20 protein-coding genes are annotated in these 20,890 nt (G+C 70.3%); 18 read left to right on the top strand and 2 right to left on the bottom strand.

Annotation, left to right across the window (positions count from 1 at the left end; all coding sequences use genetic code 11):
* Window positions 1-25: 25 nt before the first annotated feature.
* The 14 genes from H036_RS0119350 to H036_RS0119285 all read left to right on the top strand — a co-directional run bounded on the left by H036_RS0119350 (window position 26) and on the right by H036_RS0119285 (window position 13,707).
* Window positions 26-1,303: an ABC transporter substrate-binding protein gene (locus tag H036_RS0119350; RefSeq protein ID WP_017936464.1), complete on the top strand. Its 1,278-nt coding sequence runs from the start codon at window positions 26-28 to the stop codon at window positions 1,301-1,303.
* Between the two features lie 77 nt (window positions 1,304-1,380).
* On the top strand, window positions 1,381-2,142 hold the full coding sequence (locus H036_RS0119345) for an ABC transporter ATP-binding protein (RefSeq protein ID WP_017936463.1): 762 nt from the start codon (window positions 1,381-1,383) through the stop codon (window positions 2,140-2,142).
* Complete coding sequence (locus H036_RS0119340; RefSeq protein ID WP_036489356.1) at window positions 2,139-2,855, top strand: ABC transporter ATP-binding protein; 717 nt, start codon at window positions 2,139-2,141, stop codon at window positions 2,853-2,855. Before H036_RS0119345 ends, H036_RS0119340 begins: the two co-directional genes overlap by 4 nt.
* A gap of 24 nt (window positions 2,856-2,879) precedes the next feature.
* A complete protein-coding gene (locus tag H036_RS0119335; protein WP_017936461.1) occupies window positions 2,880-3,764 on the top strand; it encodes a branched-chain amino acid ABC transporter permease in 885 nt (294 codons plus the stop codon).
* Window positions 3,764-4,780 (top strand): branched-chain amino acid ABC transporter permease, encoded by a 1,017-nt coding sequence (locus H036_RS23815; protein WP_017936460.1) that lies wholly within the window; start codon window positions 3,764-3,766, stop codon window positions 4,778-4,780. The genes H036_RS0119335 and H036_RS23815 overlap by 1 nt, the downstream gene beginning before the upstream one ends.
* Before the next feature lie 174 nt (window positions 4,781-4,954).
* Window positions 4,955-6,172 (top strand): CoA transferase, encoded by a 1,218-nt coding sequence (locus H036_RS0119325; RefSeq protein ID WP_017936459.1) that lies wholly within the window; start codon window positions 4,955-4,957, stop codon window positions 6,170-6,172.
* Complete coding sequence (locus H036_RS0119320) at window positions 6,169-7,017, top strand: HpcH/HpaI aldolase/citrate lyase family protein (RefSeq protein WP_017936458.1); 849 nt, start codon at window positions 6,169-6,171, stop codon at window positions 7,015-7,017. The genes H036_RS0119325 and H036_RS0119320 overlap by 4 nt, the downstream gene beginning before the upstream one ends.
* A complete protein-coding gene (locus H036_RS0119315; protein WP_017936457.1) occupies window positions 7,014-8,207 on the top strand; it encodes an acyl-CoA dehydrogenase family protein in 1,194 nt (397 codons plus the stop codon). The genes H036_RS0119320 and H036_RS0119315 overlap by 4 nt, the downstream gene beginning before the upstream one ends.
* A 3-nt stretch (window positions 8,208-8,210) precedes the next feature.
* Window positions 8,211-8,963, top strand: a complete 753-nt coding sequence (gene fabG / locus H036_RS0119310) for a 3-oxoacyl-ACP reductase FabG (RefSeq protein WP_017936456.1) — start codon at window positions 8,211-8,213, stop codon at window positions 8,961-8,963.
* 1 nt (window position 8,964) lies between these two features.
* Window positions 8,965-9,843 (top strand): FAS1-like dehydratase domain-containing protein, encoded by an 879-nt coding sequence (locus H036_RS0119305; RefSeq protein ID WP_157417659.1) that lies wholly within the window; start codon window positions 8,965-8,967, stop codon window positions 9,841-9,843.
* Window positions 9,840-11,057, top strand: coding sequence for an acetyl-CoA C-acetyltransferase (locus tag H036_RS0119300; RefSeq protein ID WP_017936454.1), 1,218 nt, complete (start codon window positions 9,840-9,842; stop codon window positions 11,055-11,057). Before H036_RS0119305 ends, H036_RS0119300 begins: the two co-directional genes overlap by 4 nt.
* Complete coding sequence (locus tag H036_RS0119295; protein WP_017936453.1) at window positions 11,057-11,560, top strand: MaoC family dehydratase; 504 nt, start codon at window positions 11,057-11,059, stop codon at window positions 11,558-11,560. Before H036_RS0119300 ends, H036_RS0119295 begins: the two co-directional genes overlap by 1 nt.
* A complete protein-coding gene (locus tag H036_RS0119290) occupies window positions 11,557-12,756 on the top strand; it encodes an acyl-CoA dehydrogenase family protein (RefSeq protein ID WP_017936452.1) in 1,200 nt (399 codons plus the stop codon). Before H036_RS0119295 ends, H036_RS0119290 begins: the two co-directional genes overlap by 4 nt.
* A 78-nt stretch (window positions 12,757-12,834) precedes the next feature.
* The gene (locus H036_RS0119285; RefSeq protein WP_017936451.1) at window positions 12,835-13,707 is read left to right on the top strand and encodes a LysR family transcriptional regulator; all 873 of its coding nucleotides are present in this window, start codon (window positions 12,835-12,837) and stop codon (window positions 13,705-13,707) included.
* Here H036_RS0119285 and H036_RS23810 read toward each other — a convergent pair.
* Both H036_RS23810 and H036_RS0119275 read right to left on the bottom strand, forming a co-directional pair.
* Window positions 13,647-14,621, bottom strand: coding sequence for a LysR family transcriptional regulator (locus tag H036_RS23810; protein ID WP_017936450.1), 975 nt, complete (start codon window positions 14,619-14,621; stop codon window positions 13,647-13,649). The two genes, H036_RS0119285 and H036_RS23810, sit on opposite strands and share 61 nt — an antisense overlap.
* A 32-nt stretch (window positions 14,622-14,653) precedes the next feature.
* Window positions 14,654-15,718 (bottom strand): LacI family DNA-binding transcriptional regulator, encoded by a 1,065-nt coding sequence (locus H036_RS0119275; RefSeq protein WP_198290028.1) that lies wholly within the window; start codon window positions 15,716-15,718, stop codon window positions 14,654-14,656.
* A gap of 50 nt (window positions 15,719-15,768) precedes the next feature.
* On the opposite strand from H036_RS0119275, the gene uxaC reads away from it, so the two are divergent.
* The 4 genes from uxaC to H036_RS0119255 all read left to right on the top strand — a co-directional run bounded on the left by uxaC (window position 15,769) and on the right by H036_RS0119255 (window position 20,874).
* On the top strand, window positions 15,769-17,220 hold the full coding sequence (gene uxaC / locus H036_RS0119270) for a glucuronate isomerase (RefSeq protein ID WP_017936448.1): 1,452 nt from the start codon (window positions 15,769-15,771) through the stop codon (window positions 17,218-17,220).
* Window positions 17,221-17,280: 60 nt separating this feature from the next.
* Window positions 17,281-18,246, top strand: coding sequence for a sugar kinase (locus H036_RS0119265; RefSeq protein WP_026146178.1), 966 nt, complete (start codon window positions 17,281-17,283; stop codon window positions 18,244-18,246).
* Window positions 18,243-19,679, top strand: coding sequence for a mannitol dehydrogenase family protein (locus tag H036_RS23805; RefSeq protein ID WP_232421916.1), 1,437 nt, complete (start codon window positions 18,243-18,245; stop codon window positions 19,677-19,679). Before H036_RS0119265 ends, H036_RS23805 begins: the two co-directional genes overlap by 4 nt.
* A 67-nt stretch (window positions 19,680-19,746) precedes the next feature.
* A complete protein-coding gene (locus H036_RS0119255) occupies window positions 19,747-20,874 on the top strand; it encodes a mannonate dehydratase (protein ID WP_017936445.1) in 1,128 nt (375 codons plus the stop codon).
* Window positions 20,875-20,890 lie beyond the last annotated feature (16 nt).

Here is a 20,890-nt window from a genome sequence, read left to right as displayed (position 1 = left end):
ACGGCCCGAGAAGAGGAACAACGGTATGACCATCAACCTGCGTGGACCGATCGCGACCTTGGGCGCTCTGGCTCTCGGCGCCGCTGTTCTCAGCGCTTGCGGTTCGTCCGGTCAGTCCAACACGGCGGCCGCCTCCCAGGGCTCCGGCTCCTTCGACACCTCGGCGTGCCCGGCGGCCGCGACCGCGGCCATCTCGGGCGACACGATCACGCTGGGTACGTCGGGGCCGCTGTCGGGCCCCTACGCCTCAGTCGGTGCGCTCACCAAGGCGATCCAGGCCTACGCGAGCCTGGTCGACTCGCAGGGCGGCGTCGACACGGTCGACGGCAAGAAGAAGCTCAAGATCATCGCGATGGACGACCAGTACACCCCGAGCAAGGTGCAGTCCAACGTCCGGCAGATGGTCGAGAAGGACCACGTTGCCGGGGTGCTCGAGCTGGTCGGCACCGCGAATGCGGCTGCTGTCGCGCCGTACCTGAACCAGCAGTGCGTGCCTGAGCTGTTCCCGCTCGCCGGTGCCGCCTCCCTGCTGAGCGGACGGACGCCGTTCACGACGATCGCCTCCACCTACCTCGACCAGGGCAACGCGATGGGTCAGTTCGTCGCCAAGCACTACCCGGACGCCAAGGTCGCTGTGCTGTATCAGAACGACGACACCGGGAAGGACGCGCTGAGCGGCTTCGCGGCCGGGGCGGCCGGCTCGAAGGCGCACATCGTTGCCAAGGAGTCCTACGAGGTCACCGATGCGGATGTGAAGTCGCAGATGACGACCCTGCAGAGCACGAAGGCCGACGTCTTCGTGGATCTGTCGCTCTCGGTGAAGTGCACGCAGTCGCTGGCGGCGCTTCAGGCCTCGTCCTGGCGCCCGGCGGTCATCACCGGATCGATGTGCAGCGCCGGCGTGGTGTCGGCCGCAGACGCTCCCGACGCGACGTCGCAGATGTTCCGGACCAATCAGACTAAGTCGAGCCCGGTGAAGTTCGCCAACGATGCGGCATTCAAGACCTTCCACGACACCCTCACCGCCGCCGGCATCGCACCGGGAGACGCCGAGACGGCGTGGCTCAGCTTCCAGCTCGGACTCGCCGCCATCGAGAAGGCAACCACGCTGAGCTCGGTCGGCATCGCGGAAGCAGCCCGGTCGCTCCCGGCCGACACGTCGGTCCCCTTCGCTGAGGACGGCATCGCGGTGAGCAGCACCCCCGGCAAGCCGACGCTGCGTGCGTTCACGCTCGACAAGTGGGACGGCGCCAACGCGCAGTTCGTCCCGACGGGCGAGACGCCCTACCAGGTCTCCAACTGACCAACGGGCAGGTGAGGGCGAGAGGGCGAGGCGCAGGCCCGCCCTTTCGCTCGCACGACGATTCGAGAGGTACTTGAATGCTCGAGCTCAGCTCGGTGAGCGTGCGCTTCGGCAGCATCGCCGCGCTCACCGACATTTCGTTCTCCGTCCCGACAGGCCAGATCGTCGGCCTGGTGGGACCCAATGGTGCGGGGAAGTCGACCCTCCTGAACGCCATCACGGGCGTGTATCGGCCCACCTCGGGCTCGGTTCGCTTCGACGGTGTCGAGCTGGTCGGTCTCCCACGCCACCGCCTTTTCGGCCGGGGGGTGGGCCGGACCTATCAGAACATCGCCCTCTTCCGCGGTCTCACCGTCTTGGAGAACGTGCTGGTCGGAGCGACGGTTCGGGAGGGCAGTGGCCTTGTCGTCTCCGCGCTGCGGATACGGCCTTCGCGCCGACATGAGCGGGCCACGCATGAGGAAGCATGGGAGATGCTTCGCCGCTTCCAACTCGAGCACGTGGCGCATTGGCCCGTCGATCAGCTCCCGTACGGGGTGCAGAAGCGGGTGGAGATGGCGCGTGCCCTCATCGGCCGGCCCACGTTGCTCCTCCTCGACGAGCCTGCCGCCGGTATGGCGCAGGCGGAAGTGGCGCACCTGGTCGACGAGCTGATGTCGCTGCGAGACGCCGGCGGCCCGACCCTCGTCGTCGTCGAGCACAACATGGGACTGATCCGGCGGCTGTGTGATCGCACCATCGTGCTGAGCTCGGGCCGTCTTCTCGCCGATGGCACACCCGCAGAGATCGCGCAGGACCCGGTCGTCGTCGAGGCCTACCTCGGAAAGGCCGTCGGATGAGCGCCCCCGCCTTGCGAGCGAGGATCGAGGCAGCCGGCTACGGCAGGCTGATGGTCCTGCGCGACGTCGAGATCCACGTGAGCGAGGGCGAAGTGGTCGCGTTGCTCGGTGCGAACGGTGCCGGGAAGACGACGTTGCTGCGCGCGATCTCCGGTCTGGTGCGGATGCGCGGCACGGTCGACCTCGGTAGCGCTTCGGTGACGCCGAAGTCGCCCGAGCGGATGGCACGTCTCGGCGTCGGGCACGTACCGCAGGGGCGCGGCACGTTTCCGAACCTGACGGTGCACGAGAACCTGGTCGCGGGCGCTGCGGCTCGTCGCGGGCGGCTGGACCTGAAGGCGGACATCGAACGTTGGACCACTGTCTTCCCACGTCTCGCCGAGCGCATGCAGCAGAACGCGGGACAGCTCTCGGGGGGCGAACAGCAGATGCTCGCCGTGGCCCGTGCGCTGATGGGCCGACCGCGTGTCCTTCTCCTGGACGAGCCGTCTCTGGGCCTGGCGCCAGCCGTGGTCCACGAGCTCTTCGACAAGCTCGCCGAGCTCAACCGCGACCTCGGCACCGCGATGCTCGTTGTCGAGCAGAACGCCACCGCGGCCCTGCGGGTGGCCCACCGCGGCGTCGTCCTGGAGGCGGGCCGCGTCGCACTCGCGGGTGCTGCGGACGAGCTCCGCGACGACCAGCGCGTCCGTCAGGCCTACCTGGGCCTCTGAGGCTCACAGCAAAGGGATCACCGAATGGAACTCTTCTCTCAGCGCCTGGTCGACGGACTGTCTTCGGGTTGCATCTATGCCGCGCTGGCGCTCGCCATCGTGCTCGTGTTCCGCGCGACCGGCACGCTCAACCTCGCCCAGGGCGAGATGGCGATGTTCTGCTGCTTCCTCATCTGGAAGCTGACCGACCTGGGCTGGCCGCTGATACCGGCGATCCTGGCCGGCGTCGTCGCAGGGTTCGTCGGCGGGGCGGCGATCGAGCGCGTCATCATCAGGCCGGTCGAGGACTCCCGCGACCATCTGCCGGTGATCATCGTGACGTTGGGGCTGCTCCTGGCACTCGACTCGCTGGCCGGCGGCCTGTTCACCGTCGACACCGAGACCCTCGGCTCGCCCTTCCCCAGCGGTTCCTGGCACATCGGCCAGGTGCTTGTGCCCTACTCCTCGATCGGCCTGTTCGTCGTCATATCGGCGCTCAGCGGACTCATGTGGTTCACCTTCCACAGGACACGCCTCGGGCTTGCCATGCGGGCATCGGTGGACAACCCGGAGTCGGCCCGACTGCTGGGCATCAGGCGCTCGCGGATGCTGATGATCGGGTGGGGTGCTGCTGCGGCACTCGGAGCGCTCGCCGCAGCGCTCGTCGCCCCTCAGACCTATGTCTACACAGGGATGCTCCAGGGCGTGCTCCTCTACGCCTTCACCGCCGCCACGCTCGGCGGCTTCGACAGCCCGGCCGGAGCGGTCGTCGGTGGACTGCTCGTCGGCGTGCTGCAGACGATGGTGAGCGGATATGTCGGGTTCGTCGGGAATGACCTCAGCCTCATGACCGCGCTCGTCGTCATCATCGTCGTCCTGATGCTCAAGCCCACCGGTCTGTTCGGTCGACCCGACTCAAGGAGGCTTTGATGACCACCGTCTTGGACCGTGATGACATGACGTCACCCGACGTTGCCGGGCTGGCTCGGGAACGATGGCGCCGGATCGGTTGGACTGTGACGTGCGCAGCGATCGTGCTCGGTGCCGGCTTGCCGTGGCTGATCTCCGGCTACCAGCTCTCCCAGGTGTCGGGAGCGTTGTACCTGTCGCTGGGCGTGCTGAGCATGAACCTCCTGACCGGCCTGAACGGTCAGATCTCCCTGGGGCAATCGGCCTTCGTCGGGATCGGCGCCTACGCCGTGGCGATCCTGGTCACCGATCATGGCTGGTCCTATCCCGCGGCGATGGCCGCAGGAGTGGTGCTGTCCGCCGGAGCGGGCGTCATCGTGGCGCTTCCCGCGCTCCGCCTGCGAGGCCTCTACGTCGCGCTGACGACCTTCGGCATCGGACTCGTGTTCCCCTCACTCATCCAGAAGTTCGCGGACACGACCGGCGGTACGGCGGGCAAGACGATCTTCCCGCTCTATGCCGCTCCCGAGGCATTCGGTCTGACGACCGGTGAGTGGGCCTACCTCGTGACCCTCGTCGTACTGCTCGTCTGCCTGCTCTTCGTCCACCTGCTCAAGGCAAGCAGCGCCGGTCGGCAGATCCAGGCGGTCCGTGACGCCGATGTCGTCGCCGAGGGCTTCGGCGTGCCGCTCGCCAGGATCAAGGTCGCAACCTTCGCGGCGAGCGCTGCCATCGCGGGCCTCGCAGGTGGACTGTTCGCCATCCAGCGGCAGTTCGTCAGCCCGGGGGACCTCAGCCTCGACACCTCCATCAACTTCTTCGTCGGCATGGCGATCGGCGGCTCGGTTTCGGTGCCCGGCGCGGTGGTGGGAGGCTTCTTCCTTCAGTACGCGCCGCAGCTGACCCAGCACCTGGGGATCGCCCCGATCTACACGCCGGCGATCTACGGTGGGCTGCTGATCGTCATCATCCGATTCGCTCGTGGTGGTGCCGCGGGATTGGTCCGATCGGCGATCGAGGCGACGACGCGAAGATAGGCGGCGGACCCGCGTAGCGCGGCGCGTGCCCGGACGCCCGGCCGGAGACATAGGAGACGCCTCATGCCGGCATCGTGCAGGGGTCTTTGCGCACCCGGGCCTGTGGATCTTGAATGGTCGGGTGGCCGCCGTGCCTCCCGTTGCACGCTCTGCCACCTGTGAAGAGGTTCTCTGATGGGCATCACCCCAGCCGGTCCGCTCGACGGCTTGAGGATCGTCGAGCTGTCGAGCTACATCGCCACGCCGTTGTGCGGCCTCGCCCTCGCTCAGCTGGGCGCCGAGGTCATCCGCGTGGAGCAGATCGGGGGAGCTCCGGACCGAAGCCGGCTCCCGCGTGCGGCCGGCGGCACCAGCATGTATTGGAGCGGGCTGAACAAGGGCAAGCGCGCGCTGGCCGTGGACCTCGCCTCGCAAGCAGGCCGGGACCTGGTCGCCGACCTGATCGTGGGTGAAGGCACGGGCACGGCGGGCGGCATCGTGGTGAGCAACTCGGAGCGCTATCGCGATCTAACCTTTGCCGGGCTGCGCGAGCGCCGCTCGGACGTGATCCACGTGTTGCTCACCGGCCGGCGTGACGGCGGCTCGGCCGTGGACTACACGGTGCAGGCGGAGACGGGCTTCCCGTTCGTCTCCGGGCCGCTTGAGGCTGCCAACCCGGTGAACTCGCAGGTCCCGGCGTGGGACATCGCCGCCGGTCTGTACCTCGCGACCGGGCTGCTGGCGGCCGAGCGGGAACGTGCAGCGACCGGTCTGGGGCAGCAGGTCCGGCTCGCCTTGGAGGATGTGGCGCTGTCCGCGATCGGTGCGATGGGCTTCTTGACCGAGGCGCAGCTCGGTGGGATCTCGCGCGGGCCGTCGGGCAACTACGTCTACGGCACCTACGGGCACGACTTCGTCAGCCTGGACGGCGTGCGGTTCATGCTGGTCGTGCTGACCGCATCGCACTGGCGGGGGCTCCTGGACCAGACTGGTCTGGTCGATGCGATGGCGGCGGTGGAGAAGGCCCTGGAGGTCGACCTGAGCGACGAGGCGGAGCGCTACCGCAACCGCGCGGTGATCACCGCACTGCTGCAGGGACGCTTCGCCACCCTGCCGTGGGCAGACGTCGTGCCGCTGCTGGCGCGCAGCCGGGCGCTTGCCTCGCCGTACCGGACCTTCGACCAGGTGGTGGCCAGTGACATGGTCCGGGCCAACCCTCTGTTCAGCGAGGTCGACCAGCCCGGAATCGGGCCGCACCTGGCGGCGGGGTCGCCGTTGGTGATGGCCGGTCGCCAGGGGCCCGCGGTGCCGGCGCCCTCGGTCGGGGAGCACACCGACGAGATCGTGGGCGCCTTGCCGGGCATCGACGCCGACCGCCTGCAGACGCTGTACGCCGAGGGCGTGATCGCATGAGCGACGTGGTCTCCGCCGCCAGGTCGCTGCTCTTCGTGCCGGGCAATCGACCCGAGCGGTTCGCCAAGGCACTCGCGACGGCCGCGGACATGGTGATCCTCGACCTGGAGGACGCCGTCGCTCCCGCTGAGAAGCAGGGCGCCCGCGAGGCGGTCGTGGAGTGGCTCGAGGCGCTCGCTCCCGAGGACGCGGCACGTGTCGCGGTCAGGGTCAACGCCGCTGGGACGCCGTGGCACGAGGCAGATCTGAGCGCGGTCGCCGACCGGGCCGGCGCCGTCATGCTCGCCAAGGCCGAGGCGGGTGGCGCCCTGGAGGCCGCCGGTCGAGCAGCGGTCGTGGTGGCCTTGATCGAGACCGCGACCGGCGTGCTGGACGCGCGGCCGATCGCCCGCACGGCCGGGGTGACTCGCCTTGCCTTCGGCAGCTTCGACCTCGCTGCCGAGCTCGGCGTCGACCCTGTCGACGCCGACGCCCTGCGCGCGGCTCGTAGTGCGCTCGTTCTGGCCAGCGCGGCAGCGGGCCTGGCCGGGCCGGTCGACGGCGTCCATGCCGCGATCGACGATGCCGAGGCGCTGGCGGCCGAGACGGCCGCGGCACACAGGCTCGGCTTCGCCGGCAAGCTCTGCATCCATCCTCGACAGGTCGACGTCGTGGACGCCGTCCTGCGACCGAGCGGCGAAGACGTGGCGTGGGCCGAGCGTGTCCTCGCTGCCGTCCCGGCCGACCTGGCAGGCGGCGTCGTCACGGTCGACGGCCGTATGGTCGACAAGCCCGTCATCGAGCGTGCTCGACGCATCTGCGCGGCCGTATCCGATCCCGCACCCACCAAGGAGAACAACGCATGAGCCAGCTCAGCTCCGACGAGGAGGAGATGATCGCGCTCGTCCGCGACTTCGTGGACGAGCGGGTCAAGCCCGACGTACGGCGATTCGAGGAGAGCGACACCTATCCCGAGGCGTTCATCGAGGAGATGAAGAAGCTCGGCTTCTTCGGGCTGCTCGTCCCGGCGGAGTACGGCGGGGTCGACGTCAGCATGGCGGCCTTCTCGGGGGTCACCGAGGAGCTCGCCCGCGGCTGGATGAGCCTGGCCGGGGCGATCGGCGGCCACTCGGTGATCACCTACCTGATCAGGACCTTCGGTACGTCTGAGCAGCAAGCGAAGTACCTGCCGCGGATGGCCACCGGTGAGCTGCGCGCGACGATGGCACTCACCGAGCCGAGCGGCGGCTCGGACCTGCAGGCGATGTCCACCTATGCCACGCGCGACGGCGATGACTGGGTGATCAACGGCGCCAAGACCTGGATCTCGAACGCGGCCCACTCCGGCCTGATCGGGCTGCTCTGCAAGACCGACCGCGATGCCCGGCCCGCGCACGCCGGCATGAGCGTGATTCTGGTCGAGACCGGCGGCTGGGACGGCGAGCATGGCGCCGACCCTGCCGGTTACGAGGTCTCCCCGAAGATCCCGAAGCTCGGCTACAAGGGCGTCGAGGCGTGCACGCTCTCCTTCGACGGGGTTCGGGTCCCTGCCGCGGCTGTCCTCGGCGGCGAGCCCCACAAGGGCTGGGGCCACATGATGCGCGGCCTCGAGGTCGGCCGCATCCAGGTCGCCTCACGCGCCCTCGGCGTCGGCCAGGCTTCGCTCGAGGCGGCGGTCGCCTACGCGCAGCAGCGGGAGACCTTCGGCAAGCCGATCTGGAAGCACCAGAGCGTCGGCAACCTGATCGCCGACATGGCGACCAAGATGCGGGCCGCGCGCCTGCTGACCCGGGACGCCGCCGACCGTCTGGATGCGGGCAAGCGCGCCGATCTGGAGGCCGGGATGGCGAAGCTGTTCGCTTCGGAGACCGCGATGCAGGTCGCGCTCGACGCAGTTCGTGTGCACGGCGGCTACGGCTACTCGCGCGAGTACGACGTGGAGCGCTACTTCCGCGACGCCCCGCTGATGATCGTCGGCGAAGGCACCAACGAGATCCAGAGGAACGTGATCGCGGCGCAGGTCATCGCCCGCGACGTGAAGAGGGAGAGGTACTGACACATGGGTTCAGGGACGGGCTTGCTCGAGGGCAAGGTCGCCGTCGTCACCGGCGGCGCGCAGGGCATCGGGTTCGCGATCGCGAAGCGGTACGTCGAGGAGGGGGCGCGCGTGCTGCTGGGCGACCTCGACCTGGCCGCGGCCGAGGCGGCGTCCAAGGAGCTCGGTGGCGAGGAGGTCGCCCGCGCGGTGCGGTGCGACGTCAGCAGCTACGAGGACGTGGAGGCGATGCTCGATGCTGCGGTCGACGCGTTCGGCTCGCTGGACATCCTGGTCAACAACGCCGGCATCACCCGCGACGCGACGATGCGCAAGATGACCGAGGACCAGTTCGACCAGGTCGTCTCGGTGCACCTCAAGGGAGCCTGGAACGGCACCAAGCTCGCCTCGCTCATCATGCGTGAGCAGGGCAGCGGCGTCATCATCAACATGTCGTCGATCTCCGGCAAGGTCGGCAACGTCGGCCAGACGAACTACTCCGCGGCCAAGGCGGGCATCGTCGGTCTGACGAAGGCCGCGGCGAAGGAGCTCGCCCACCTGGGGGTGCGTGTCAACGCGGTCCAGCCGGGCCTGATCCGCACGCCGATGACCGAGGCGATGCCGCAGCACGCCTGGGAGCAGAAGATGGCCGAGATCCCGATGGGTCGTGCCGGGGAGCCGGACGAGATCGCCAAGGTCTGTCTCTTCTACGCCTCGGACCTGTCCTCCTACATGACCGGCACGGTCGCCGAGGTCACGGGTGGGCGGCATCTCTGACATGGACTGGGAGCCGCGTCCGGTCACCGACACGGTGGTGATCGAGGCCGGTCCGGTCGCTGCGTTCCAGGCGCTTCTGGACGACGGCCTGCCGGAGGTGGGGCGCGGTGACCGGCTGCCGCCCTTGTGGCACTGGCTGGCGGTGCCGACGTGGTCGCCGTCGACGACACTCGGCGTCGACGGGCATCCCCGACGCGGGTCGTTCCTGCCGCCGATCGATCTGCCTCGGCGAATGTTCGCGGGCGGCGAGGTGCGGCTGCAAGCGCCGATCACGATCGGCTCGACCCTGCGCCGCGAGGCCGAGGTGACGGCGGTCGAGCACAAGCGCGGCCGATCCGGCGAGCTCGTGGTCGTCACCACCAGGACCCGGCTCTTCGACGGCACCACCTTGTGTCTCGAAGAGCGTCAGGACCTGATCTTCCGTGGCGCCGCGGAGCGCGACCCCGACGCGCCGCCTGCCGCCCTGCCGAGGTCGGCCGAACCCGGTGCGCCGTTGCGGGCTGCGGCTCCGGGGGAGTGGGAGCTCCACACCGATCCGAGCCTCCTGATGCGGTTCAGCGCAGCCACCGCCAACGCCCACCGGATCCACTACGACTGGCCCTATGCCACCGGCGTGGAGGGATATCCCGGGCTGGTGGTCCACGGACCGCTGATGACGCTGGCCCTCGCCGAGACGGCCCGGCTGGCGGGCATGGACGACGTAGGGACCGTGACCCACCGCAACCTCGCGCCGCTCTTCTGCGGCGAACCCGCCCGGCTGCGGCTCGCCGCGGACCCGAGCCGGTCCGACACCCAACTTGCCGAGTTGGTCTCCGACGCGCCGCCCACGGCGGGACGCGTGCACACCAGCCTCACCCTCACCCGAAAGGCCATGTCATGACCGATCCGCGCCAGGTCGTCATCTGCGAGCCGGTTCGCACCGCCATCGGCGGGTACGGCGGCATGTTCCAGTCCCTGACCCCCACGCAGCTCGGCGTCGCGGCTCTCACCGGCCTCCTCGAGCGCACCGGGCTGCCGCACGACCAGGTCGACGACGTCATCCTCGGCCACTGCTACCCGACCCCCGAGGGCCCGGCCATCGGCCGCGTCATCGCGCTGGACTCCGGGCTGCCGGTCACCGTCGGCGGTCAGCAGGTCGACCGGCGCTGCGGGTCAGGGCTCCAGTCCGTCGTCAACGCGGTCATGCAGGTCGCATCCGGTGGCAGCGACCTGGTCATCGCCGGCGGTGTCGAGTCGATGAGCAACGTCGCGTTCTACTCTCTCGACATGCGCTGGGGCGGTGCCCGCACCGGCGTGAAGATCCACGATGGCCTGGTGCGCGGGCGTCAGACCGCCGGCGGCGAGGGCTACCCAGTGCCAGGCGGCATGCTCGAGACCGCGGAGAACCTGCGTCGCGACTACGGCATCAGCCGTGCGGAGCAGGACGAGTTCGCCGTCCACTCGCATCGCAAGGCGATCGCCGCGCAGCAGTCCGGGCTGCTCGCCGAGGAGATCGTGCCGGTCACCGTGCGGTCCCGGAAGGGCGAGGACGTCATCACCACCGACGAGCATCCGCGCTCCGATGCCTCGGTCGAGACCCTGGCCAAGCTCAAGCCGGTGTTGCTGGCGAGCGACCCGGAGGCGACCGTGACCGCCGGCAACGCATCGGGCCAGAACGACGCCGCCTCGATGGCCATCGTCACCACCGTCGAGAAGGCCGAGCGACTCGGTCTGACCCCGCTCGTACGTCTGGTCAGCTGGGGGATGGCCGGCGTAGAGCCCAACCGGATGGGCATCGGCCCGGTCCCGGCCACGGCCGGAGCGCTCGAGCGCGCCGGCCTCAGCATCGCCGACCTCGACCTGATCGAGCTCAACGAGGCCTTCGCCGCGCAGGCGCTGGCATGTCTGCGGGAGTGGAAGGTGGACGGCACCGACGAGCGGCTCAACGTCCGAGGCTCGGGCATCTCGCTCGGTCACCCCGTCGGAGCGACCGGCGGCCGGATGCTCGCCACGTTGGCTCGTGAGCTGCACCGTCGGGAGGGCCGCTACGGCCTGCTGACCATGTGCATCGGCGGGGGCCAGGGTCTGGCCGGTGTCTTCGAGCGGGTGTCGTGATGGCCGCTCGCGTCATCGCCTCCTCGGCCGAGGCCGAGGCACTGGTGGGACAGCCACTCGGCACCAGCGACGGACTGCTCATCGACCAGGACAGGGTCGATCTGTTCGCCGACGCGACGGGCGACCACCAGTGGATCCATGTCGACGCCGAGAAGGCGGCGGCCGGTCCGTTCGGAGGGACCATCGCGCACGGTTACCTCACCCTGTCCCTGGTTCCGATCCTGTCCTCGCGGATCTATGCGATCGGCTTCGGCACCTCGCGCCTCAACTACGGCTGCAACAAGGTCCGCTTCCCGACCCCGGTGAGGGTCGGCTCGACGGTGCGCGCGAGCGCGGAGCTCACGGACGTACGCCGCGAGGCCCAGGGGACCTACCTGACCACCCGCGTCACCATCAGCGTCGACGGCGAGGCCAAACCCGCCTGCGTCGCCGAGACCGTCGTACTCGTCCTCGGCGAGGACGCCGCAGACGCCGCTGCCCCGACTCCGGAGGAGAAGCCATGAGCACCACCACGCAGCCCGCCCCGACCCAGGTCGCGGACGAGGACTTCGCCGAGATCCTGGCGGCCACGCGGGAGTTCATCCGCACGAAGGTCGTGCCGCGGGAGAACGAGATCATGGCGGCCGACGCGATCCCCGATGATCTGCGGGCCGCGACCGCCGAGCTCGGCCTGTTCGGCTACGCCATCCCGCAGGAGTGGGGTGGGTTGGGGCTCAACCTGCGTCAGGATGTCGAGCTGGCGATGGAGTTCGGCTACACGTCGCTGGCCCTGCGCTCGATGTTCGGCACCAACAACGGCATCGCCGGCCAGGTGCTGGTCAACTACGGCACCGACGAGCAGAAGGCCACGTGGCTGGAGGGGATCGCCTCGGGCGAGGTGGTGGCGTCCTTCGCCCTGACCGAGCCCGGAGCGGGTTCGAACCCGGCCGGGTTGCGCACCCGCGCGGTCCAGGATCCCGACACCGGCGAGTGGGTGATCAACGGGGCGAAGCGGTTCATCACCAACGCCCCGGTCGCCGACCTGTTCATCGCCTTCGCCCGCACCCGTGAGGCAACCGAGAAGGACAACGGCATCGCGGTCTTCCTGGTCCCAGCCGGTACGCCGGGGGTCGAGGTCGGACCGAAGGACAAGAAGATGGGTCAGGAGGGTGCCTGGACCGCCGACGTGACGTTCACCGACGTACGGGTCCCGGCCACGGCCCTTGTCGGCGGCTCGGAAGAGGTCGGCTACCAGGCGGCGATGGGCTCGCTCGCCCGCGGGCGGGTGCACATCGCCGCGCTCGCCGTCGGCTCGGCGCGGCGTGCCTTGGACGAGTCGGTCGCCTATGCAGCCAGCGCCACCCAGGGCGGCACCCCCATCGGCGACTTCCAGCTGGTCCAGGCCCATCTGGCCGACATGCAGACCGGCGTCCTAGCCGGCGAGGCGCTGGTGCGCGAGTGTGCCCGCAAGTATCACTCCGGCGAGGACCGTCGGATCGCGCCGTCGGTGGCGAAGCTCTACTGCACCGAGATGGCCGGTCAGGTCGCTGACAAAGCCGTCCAGATCCACGGCGGCACCGGGTACATGCGTGAGGTCCCCGTGGAGCGGATCTATCGCGAGGTGCGCCTGCTGCGGCTCTACGAGGGCACCAGTGAGATCCAACGGCTCATCATCGGCGGCGGCCTCGTGCGCGCTGAGAAGCGGCGACTCCAGGGCTGAGCGCGACGCCTTGGGGCGTGACGAGTCTCCGTGCCATCCGACCCGTCGCCTGCGCAACACCTCGCCTATGCTCGGCCGGTGGACCTGCGGCTGGTTGAGTACTTCGTGGCCGTCGTCGATCACGGCGGCGTGACCAAGGCGGCCAACGCGCTGTTCATCGCCCAGCCGTCGCTCTCGCAGGCGATCAAGAGCCTCGAGCGCGAGCTCGGCGCCGACCTCTTCGACCGTAGCGGCCGCAGGCTCGAGCTCACCGAGGCAGGCCGCGCGTTCGAGATCGCGGCACGGAGGGTGATGAGCGACGTTGCGCTCGCACGCCGCAGCGTCGCGGCGGTGCGCGAGCTGCGCGCCGGTCGACTGCAGATCAGTGCCGTCGCCGATGTGACGCTCCATCCCCTTCCTGGCTTGGTGCAGTCCTTCCGCAGCAGTCATCCCGAGGTCGAGGTCCGGGTCGCGGATCCAGGACACGCCGCCGGCGTGGTCGCCGCCGTACGCCGGGGCGACGCTGACCTGGGCCTGACAACACTGCCGGTCAAGGCCGACGCGCTCACGGTGCTGCCGATAGCCCCTCAGCGGATGGTCCTGGCGATGACTCCCGACCTCGCCGCCGACCTGCCCGACCCGGTGCCGCAGACCATGCTCGCGGAGCTTGCGCTGATCCGGTCGACCGAGGATCGGCTGGCCGACGTGGTGGCCCAGCCCGACCTGCTGCCGCCGGCCTCCGAGGCCGCACTGCGCAGCGGCTTCCGTCAGATGACCTGGGAGCTGGCGATGCTGGGTGCGGGCATCGCGCTGATGCCGGAGGGCATCGCCCTCAGTCAGCTGACGGGCGTCGAGCTGCGGCGGCTGACGCCGGAGATCCTGCGCGAGGTGGCGGTGGTCTACCGCGCCGATCAGCTCTCGCCGGCCTCCGAGGCGTTCTTGGCGACGATCGCCGCTGCGGGAGCCGACTGACTCGCCTCGTCTCCCACCAGTTCGACGGCCATGGCGACGAACGCACGCGCGGCCGGAGACAACGACTCGGCGTCATAGACGAGCCCGTACGGTGCCGGCAGGGCCGGGACCATCGTGCGCACCCGGGCACCATGGCTCAGGGCACGTTCGCGCTCGGTGCGCTCGATCCAGGTGGGTCCGACTCCGGCGAGTGCGAACGCGAGCCGCGCCTCGCGATTCTGCACGACCACGGCTGGGCGGCGAGCCTGCTGATGTGGGCTCATCGCCTCGAACATGCGCTGCGCGTGCAGGTTGCCGTGAGGGACCACGACCATGGCGGCATCGAGGTCGTCCCAGCTCATGTCGTCCTCGTTGGGACCCTCGCCAGGGGGTAGTGCGAGATCGTAGATCTGGGTGCCGAGCTCGAGTGTCGTCAACGCTGTCGGGGCCGCGGCCTCTGCTGTCTCGTGCCCGGCTCCGGCAACCGGGAGGTGGCCGACGACGATCTCGCACACTGCGTCGCGCAGCAGCGAGGTGGCCTCGGCGTCGTCGTACATCACGTCGAGCGTGACGCGCACGTGGGGGTGGCGGAGCCTGAACGCGGCGACCAGGCGCGGCAGGATCCCACTGCTGAGTGCGGGGTGCGAGCGCAGGTCGACGCGCCCACGCAGCTGGCCGTCCGCGTCAGGGATCGACCCGGCGGCTGTGGCCATGTCGCGCAGGATCGTGCGGGCCGGCCCGACCAGGGCATGACCCGCCGAGGTGGGGACCATGCCGCGGCCGATCCGGTAGAACAGCGGTGTCTTGAGGTCGCGCTCCAGCAACCGCAGCGCCTGGGAGATGGTCGGCTGCGCGATGCCGAGGGCGCTGGCTGCGGCGTTGATGCTGCCGTGATCGGCGACCGCCAGGAAGTACCGGATGTGCTGCGGGTCCACGGCGCTCAGCCTACGGCGGCGAGCGGCACGCGCTACTCCGCGTTCCCGGCCGGACCAGCGCCGGTCGAGTCGCGCACCACGAGGTCGACCGCCAACCGGAAGTGCTGGGGGGCCTGAGGTCGACCGGTGCCGAGGAGGAGGTCGACGGCGGCGCGACCCGCGGGCGCCCAGGGCACCGCGACGGTGGTGAGCGGCGGCGCCGCCAGGGTCGCGAACGGGATGTCGTCGAAGCCGACCACGGAGATGTCCTCAGGCACCCGGATGCCTCGACTCTGCAGCCGTCGGATGACGCCGAGCGCGACCAGGTCGTTGTAGCAGAGCACGGCGGTGGCCCCGGAAGCGGCGGCAGCGTCGGCCGCGGCGACGCCGCTGCTGAAGACCGGACGGTGGTGCCCGAGGTCGACGATGTCGAGGCCGTCGACCTCGAGACCGGCGACGGCATCGAGCGTGGACCTGCGTTCCGCGTCGGACCAGGCGGACCGGGGGCCGCCGACGTAGCCGACCGATCGGTGGCCCAGGCCGTGCAGGAGCACCAGCGCCTCACGCACGCCGGCGGGCGTGTCGAAGCTGACCGAGGGCAGGCCACCGGCCTCGCGGTTGACCAGTACGACGGGGCCGAGGGCGGCGAGCTCCTCCAGATGCGCCCTGCTCATGCGGGGCGAGCAGAGGATCACGCCCTCGACCCGCTCCTGGACGCGGGCGGCGATCTCGAACTCGAGCGCTGCGTCCTCCTCGGTGTCCGCGATGAGCACCGCGGACCCGAGCTCGCGTGCGCGCGCATCGACCCCCTTGGCGATCGAGGCGAAGAACGGGCTCTCGATGTCGGGGAGCACCAACCCGATCATGCCGCTGTTGCCGGTCGCGAGCGCGCGCGCCGCCTGGTTCGCCCGGTAGCCGAGCTCACGCGCGGTGCGGAGCACGCGTTCGCGGGTGCTTACGGCGACGACATCGGGATTGCCCAGCGCCCGCGAGGCTGTCGCCGGCGACACCCCGGCGGCGCGTGCGACGTCGCGCAACGTGACCATCGCTCGCCTCCGTCCGCTCGGCAGCACGCTTCCCACCCGCACCGCGTCGTCGTAGTATGCCTGGAACAGCAATGAAACCGCATTCATTCGCTGGAACAACGACCGCCGAAGGAGGCGACTTGATGGCAGGCCTGCCGCCGAGCCGCGACGGACTTCACCCCGATCGTGCTCTCCCCAGCGGTACGGCGGAGCGCGCGATCGCCCGCGAGATCCTGGGCCACACCGTCGACCTGCCGATCCTCTCCATGCACGGGCACGTCCCGATCGAGCTGCTGGAGGCCGACGAGCCGTTCGGGGACCCGGCCTCCCTGCTCGTCGTCCCTGATCACTACCTGGTCCGGATGCTGGTCTCGCAGGGCGTGGCGCCGGAGGCCGTCGGGCTGCCCCGCCGCGACGGGACGGCGGCCGTCGCCGATCCGCGCGAGGTCTGGCGCACGTTCGCCGCCCGATGGCACCTGTTCCGCGGTACGCCGACCAGGTTCTGGATGGAGCATGTGCTGGCGGAGACCCTCGACGTCGAGTGGCGGCTCTCGGCAGACAACGCCGACCAGGTCTTCGACGACATCAGCGCCCGACTGGCGGAGGCGGACTTCTCGCCGTTGGCACTGCTGGACAGGTGGCGCATCGACGTACTGGCGACCACTGACGCCGCCGATGCGGATCTGGCCGCCCACCACCGGCTCGCCCGCCGCGGCTACGGCGACCGGATCGTGCCCACGTTCCGCCCGGACGCGGTGCTGCGCCTCGACCGGTCGGACTGGCGCGAGAGCCTGGCCTCGCTCGCGCAGCGTTCGGCGCGGGAGATCGGCAGCTACGACGGCTTCGTCGCCGCCCTGGAGGCGCGCCGCCGCGCGTTCGTCGAGGCAGGCGCCCGCGCCACCGACCACGGCCACACGAGCGCCGACACCACGCCGTTGGACGCCACGGAGGCCGAGCGGATCTTCTCCGCGGCACTGCGCGGGGAGGTCACCTCGCGCCAAGCTGACGCGTTCGCCTCCCACATGCTGTTCGAGATGGCCCGGATGTCGACCCAGGACGGTCTGGTCATGCAACTGCACCCCGGAGTGCTGCGCGACCACGATCCGCGGGTCGAGGCCACCTGGGGCGCCGACGTCGGCTACGACATCCCGGTCGTCACCGAGTTCACCCGGAGCCTGCGGCCCCTGCTCAACGCCTTCGGCCATCACCCCGGCTTCACGCTGGTGCTGTTCACCGTCGACGAGACGACGTTCAGCCGCGAGCTCGCGCCGTTGGCCGGCGTCTATCCGGCCGTCAGGCTCGGCGCGCCCTGGTGGTTCCTGGACAGCCCGGACGGGATGCGTCGCTTCCGCGAGGCGGCCGTGGACACCGCGGGGTTCTACAACACCGCCGGCTTCGTCGACGACACCCGCGCCTTCCTGTCGATCCCCGCACGTCACGACCTCGCCCGGCGGATGGATGCCGGGCACCTGGCCCGCCTCGTCGCTGAGCACCGTCTCGACCTGGACGAGGCCATCGAGACGGCGGTGGCGCTGGCCCACGACCTTCCCCGGGCCGTGTACCCCCAGCTGCCCCGCCCCGGCGCGCCGACATGAGCGTCCGACAGCCGGCCGGACACCGGGGAGAGAACCCGGCCACCGCTCGAGGAGGAGCCCGTGCCTGACGTCCGAGATATCGACGTGGTGGTGATCGGTGAGGTGCTCGTCGAGATCTCCTCGACCGAGCCGCTCCGCGACGGAGCGAGCACCCGGCTCGCCTTCTCCGGGGATGCCCTCAACGTCGCAGCCGCAGCGGCGGCAGCAGGCGCCGGTACCGTGCTGACGGCGAAGGTCCCGGCCGACGACCTCGGCGACGCCCTGGTGGCCCGTGTGGCCGAGCTCGGCATCGACACCAGGCGGATCGTGCGGGGCCAGGGTCAGCACGGCGTGTACCTGTCCCACGCCGACCCCGAGGGTGGCCGCGAGTTCACCTACGTCCGCAAGGGGAGTCTCGGTTCGCAACTGCGCCCGGCCGATCTCGACGATGCCGTGCTGCGCTCGGCCGGGATGGTCGTGGCCAGCGGCATCGCCTGTGCGGTGTCGCCGAGCGCTGCCGACGCCGTACGACACGCGGCTCGGACGGCTCGCCGCTTCCTCTACGACCCCAACTTCCGGCCGCGTCTGACGGACGCTGCCTCCGCCGCGGCGATGCTGCGTGAGCTGGCGCCGCTCGCCGAGGTGATCACGCCGTCGTGGCCCGCGGAGACGCGGCAGCTCCTGGGGCTCGGCGCCGAGCCGGTCACGGTCGAGGCAGCCCTCGCGGCTTTGGCCGCGCTGGGGGCGCGGAGCGTGGTCATGACGTGCGGTCCCGCGGGGGCGCACGTCTGGGAGTCGGGTGCGGGACATCTGCACGTTCCGCCCACGAGGGCGCCCTCGGTGGTCGACCAGACCGGTGCCGGCGACTGCTTCGCCGGCACCCTGGCCGCCCGGATCGCGCTCGGTGATGCGCTTCCCGTGGCCGTCCGGATGGCGGCCGCCGCAGCTGCGCTGTCGGTCCAGGGCCAGGGCGGCACCGGGCACATCCCGACCCTTGCCGACACCCGCGCCGCACTCGCGGCGACCCCTCCCGGAGCGGCCTCGTGAAGCGCCTCTCCGCAGAGTCCGTGCCCGGACTCGCCGCTGGGGGAGTCCGAGCACCTGTCGCCAGGCCACGCCGGGTCGGCATGCTGCACCTCGGCATCGGAGCGTTCCACCGCGCCCATCAGGCGGTCTTCACCGAGGACGCCGCCGTCGCTACCGGTGAGGACCACTGGGGGATCTGCGGGATCACGCAGCGCTCCGCAGCGGTCCTGGACCAGCTCCGCCCCCAGGACTGCCTCTACTCGGTCCTCGAGCGTGGTCGGGCCGAGGAGCAGATCCGCGTCGTCGGTCAGGTCACCGAGGTGCTGTACGCGGCCCAGGACGCCGCCGCGACGACCTCGCTGTTCGCGGACCCGGGCATCAGCCTGGTCACCCTGACCGTCACCGAGAAGGGCTATCGCCGCTCCGCCGAGGGCGGACTCGATCGCGCCGACCCTGTCGTCGTGGCGGATCTGGCGGGCGGAAGCGCAACGGTGGTCGGTCAGCTCGTCCGCGGGCTGCAGGCGCGGGCACGCGCGGGCGGCGGTCCGCTGAGCGTCCTCTCGTGCGACAACCTCGCTGGCAACGGCAGGGTCGTGGAGCACCTCGTGCTCGACTTCTGCGACGCGCTTCCCGCCCCGGAGGGCGAGGCGATCGGCAGCTGGATCGAGGAGCACGTCGCCTTTCCCAGCTCGATGGTCGACCGGATCGTGCCCGCCACCTCCGAAGCCGACCGAGCGGTCGTCGCGCGCGCCCTCGGCGTGGAGGATCGTGCCGTCGTCGTCGCCGAGCCGTTCCGGCAGTGGGTGATCGAGAACCGGTTCGTGGCGCCGCGCCCGGCTTGGGAGCAGGCCGGTGCCGAGCTGGTCGACGACGTCGAGCCCTACGAGCGGCTCAAGCTGCGCACGCTCAACGGCACGCACTCCATGCTGGCCTACCTCGGTGCTCTCCGCGGCCATCAGACGATCGCCGAGGCGGTCGCGGACGACGAGCTGCGGGGCTGGGCCTGGCGGTTCATCAGCGACGACGTCGCGCCCACCCTGAGCGCCGATGGGCTCGACGTGATCGCCTACGGCGAGCAAGTGCTGGAGCGGTTCGCCAATCCGGCTCTCCAGCATCGCACCACCCAGGTGGCGATGGACGGCTCGCAGAAGCTGCCGCTGCGGTTGCTGCCCACCGTTCGCGCTCGGCTCGAGGCCGGCGCTACCCCCGAGTGGGCGGACCTCGCCGTGGCGGGGTGGATGGCCTACGTCGTCAGGTGTCGTGACCGCCGCGAGGGTTCGTTCGTGCTCGACGATCCGCTCGCCGAGCGTCTACGAGCGGCCGTCGGCGATCGGACGGACGCTGTCGGCGTCGTCGACGGCCTCGTGCAGGTCGAGGAGATCTTCGGCCCCGACCTGCGCGACGTACGCCGCCTCCGCGAGAGCCTGGCCGGCCACCTCGAGGGGTTGCTGTGACCTGTCCGACCGGTGCGCGACGCGACGGTGCCGGTGACCCGTTCGAACCGATGGAGACGATCCCGTCATGAAGATGAGCTTCCGCTGGTACGGCGACGGCAACGACCAGGTGTCGCTGAACGACATCCGCCAGATCCCGGGCGTCGAGACCGTCGTCTGGTCGCTGCACCACAAGGCCGCGGGGGAGGAGTGGACGCAGGCCGAGATCGATGCGCAGGTCGCCCAGATCACCACCATCGCCCCCGAGGACGCCGCCCGCGGCGTGACCAAGACGCTGGACGCCGAGGTGGTCGAGTCCGTCAACGTGCACGAGTCCATCAAGCTCGGGCGCGACGTCCTGGGCCTGTCCCGCGACGAGGCCATCCACCACTACATCACCGCCATCGAGCGGCTGGGCCGCGCCGGCGTGAAGGTGGTCTGCTACAACTTCATGCCGGTCCTCGACTGGCTGCGCACCGACATGTTCCACCCGTTGCCGGACGGATCCACCGCCCTCTACTTCGAGAAGGCAGTGGTGGACGCCCTGGACCCGGAGCGGTTGATCGCCGACGTCCAGGCGAACACCAACGGCCTCACGCTGCCCGGCTGGGAGCCGCAGCGGCTCGCCTCGTTCCGGGAGCTGAGCGTGGCCTACGCGGGTGTCTCGCACGAGGACATGTACCGCAACTATCGCTACTTCCTGGACGCGGTCATCCCGACCTGCGAGGAGTACGACGTCGCCCTCGGCGTACATCCCGACGATCCGGCCTTCGACCTCTTCGGGTGGCCACGGGTCGTCTCGCGCAAGCAGGATCTGGCCCGCGTGCTGTCGCTGAACGACTCGCGTCACCACGGGCTCACGCTCTGCGTGGGGTCGTTCTCCTCCAACCCGGAGTCCGACGCGGTGGATGCGGTCAGGTCGTTCATGGATCGCATCCACTTCTCGCACGTGCGCAACATCAAGCACTTCCCGAACGGCGACTTCTCCGAGGTCGCGCACCGGGCCTGCGAGGGCTCGGTGGACACCGTGGGCGTGATGAAGGCCTACGCGGAGGCGGACTTCGCGGGCTACATCCGGCCGGACCACGGCCGGCACCTGTGGGACGAGAACACCACGAAGCGGGCCGGGGTGCGTCCCGGCTACGGCCTCTACGACCGAGCGCTCGGGATCCAGTACCTCCTCGGCGTGTGGGACGCCTGCCAGAGGACCCCTTGAGGGCCGCGCCCACGCA

The sequence above is a fragment of the Nocardioides sp. Iso805N genome (assembly GCF_000364605.1).
Taxonomy (GTDB): domain Bacteria; phylum Actinomycetota; class Actinomycetes; order Propionibacteriales; family Nocardioidaceae; genus Nocardioides.
Note: the sequence above shows the minus strand (reverse complement) of the source record. Positions and strands in the feature narration are given on the sequence as shown.

Coding starts and splice junctions, on each gene's coding strand:
- H036_RS0119350 (WP_017936464.1), top strand. CDS start 26: ATGACCATCAACCTGCGTGGACCGATCGCGACCTTGGGCGCTCTGGCT.
- H036_RS0119345 (WP_017936463.1), top strand. CDS start 1,381: ATGCTCGAGCTCAGCTCGGTGAGCGTGCGCTTCGGCAGCATCGCCGCG.
- H036_RS0119340 (WP_036489356.1), top strand. CDS start 2,139: ATGAGCGCCCCCGCCTTGCGAGCGAGGATCGAGGCAGCCGGCTACGGC.
- H036_RS0119335 (WP_017936461.1), top strand. CDS start 2,880: ATGGAACTCTTCTCTCAGCGCCTGGTCGACGGACTGTCTTCGGGTTGC.
- H036_RS23815 (WP_017936460.1), top strand. CDS start 3,764: ATGACCACCGTCTTGGACCGTGATGACATGACGTCACCCGACGTTGCC.
- H036_RS0119325 (WP_017936459.1), top strand. CDS start 4,955: ATGGGCATCACCCCAGCCGGTCCGCTCGACGGCTTGAGGATCGTCGAG.
- H036_RS0119320 (WP_017936458.1), top strand. CDS start 6,169: ATGAGCGACGTGGTCTCCGCCGCCAGGTCGCTGCTCTTCGTGCCGGGC.
- H036_RS0119315 (WP_017936457.1), top strand. CDS start 7,014: ATGAGCCAGCTCAGCTCCGACGAGGAGGAGATGATCGCGCTCGTCCGC.
- fabG (WP_017936456.1), top strand. CDS start 8,211: ATGGGTTCAGGGACGGGCTTGCTCGAGGGCAAGGTCGCCGTCGTCACC.
- H036_RS0119305 (WP_157417659.1), top strand. CDS start 8,965: ATGGACTGGGAGCCGCGTCCGGTCACCGACACGGTGGTGATCGAGGCC.
- H036_RS0119300 (WP_017936454.1), top strand. CDS start 9,840: ATGACCGATCCGCGCCAGGTCGTCATCTGCGAGCCGGTTCGCACCGCC.
- H036_RS0119295 (WP_017936453.1), top strand. CDS start 11,057: ATGGCCGCTCGCGTCATCGCCTCCTCGGCCGAGGCCGAGGCACTGGTG.
- H036_RS0119290 (WP_017936452.1), top strand. CDS start 11,557: ATGAGCACCACCACGCAGCCCGCCCCGACCCAGGTCGCGGACGAGGAC.
- uxaC (WP_017936448.1), top strand. CDS start 15,769: ATGGCAGGCCTGCCGCCGAGCCGCGACGGACTTCACCCCGATCGTGCT.
- H036_RS0119255 (WP_017936445.1), top strand. CDS start 19,747: ATGAAGATGAGCTTCCGCTGGTACGGCGACGGCAACGACCAGGTGTCG.